2 protein-coding genes are annotated in these 1,168 nt (G+C 55.7%); both read left to right on the top strand.

All coding sequences use genetic code 11. The features are described 5' to 3' along the window. Positions 1-930, top strand: a 930-nt coding sequence (locus tag Q0236_RS02920; protein WP_297914935.1) for an ABC transporter permease, incomplete at its 5' end; no start/stop codon positions are given. Further along, positions 927-1,168: hypothetical protein (locus tag Q0236_RS02925; protein ID WP_297914938.1), on the top strand; the 242-nt coding region annotated here is incomplete at its 3' end. The genes Q0236_RS02920 and Q0236_RS02925, both read left to right, overlap by 4 nt.

A 1,168-nucleotide genomic window follows, 5' to 3' on the forward strand; every position in this document is an offset into this window, starting at 1 on the left:
TCTTGCGGACCAGTTGCGCGCGGCGGCCGAGCAGAAATATTCGCGAAACCTTACGCTAACGGCGCGTGTGGTGTAAGCGGCGCTGTAAATAACGGCGGCGGCGCAAGCAGTGCAGGCGGCGGAGCAAGCAACTCAGACCAAGACGGCGCGGAAATTTTCCTTATCCAAAACGCCACGCAGTCGCAGCTCGCGCTTCTTAGCTACGTCTATGTCGCGGGCGTAATCGAGCAGGTTTTGGCGCAAGATTACGGCTTTTTAAACGCAAATTTAAACGCCTCGGCAAAGCCCGTCAGCGTGAATTATCGCAGCTGGTTCAACGAAGCCAACGAATCGACGTGGTACCTCGTATCTGCCGAGTACGTGGGGATTTTAGGGCTCATCTGCCTATTTATGGTCGCGGTCGTGATCTCGCGCGAATGGGACCGCGGCACGATCGCCTCGCTTTACAACTCCAATGCAAGCGCGCTTGAGATCGTCACTGCCAAGGTCGGCGCGTATTATTTCCTAGCGCTTTTGGGCGGCGCGATGACGCTCGTTTACGGGCAGGTGCTTTTGGGCATCCCGATCCGCGGCAGCGTGGCGATGCTGCTGGCGACGCTTTGCGTCTTCGTGCTGGAGATGACCTGCCTAGGCATGCTGATCTCGGCGATCTGCAAAAATCAATTCCTAGCGCAGGAATACGCCATCGTCATCGGCTATCTGCCCGTGACGCTGCTTAGCGGCATGATATTCGATCTGCGCGGACTGCCCGCGGCGGTCAACTTCATCGGGCACCTGCTGCCGCCCACATACGCGGTCGAGTCCTTTCGCATCTGCTTCCTATCGGGCGGACAGAGCGCGACGCTATGGGTAAACCTCGCCATTCAGGCGCTCGGAGCGGTTTTGTTTTTCAGCTTGTGCGTGCTTAGCGTAAAAAGGGGCGCACGATGAAATTTTTATTTTTGCCTTACGCTTGCGCGGAGAAATTTCGCGCCGCAAAAATCGGCGCAATTAACGTTTCGCTTTCGCCCGAGGCATCGATGGCGGAATTTTACGCCGCCAAAAGAGAGGACGCGATGAAATTTTTAAAATTTCTAGGCGCGAGACGCTTTGGCTTGCGGGCGGCGGAGCGTAGATTTGAAATTTTAAAATTTCTTAGCGCGAGGCATTTTGGCTCGCATAAACAGGC

Origin of the sequence: uncultured Campylobacter sp. (assembly GCF_938031315.1) — a bacterium.
Lineage (GTDB): Bacteria > Campylobacterota > Campylobacteria > Campylobacterales > Campylobacteraceae > Campylobacter_B.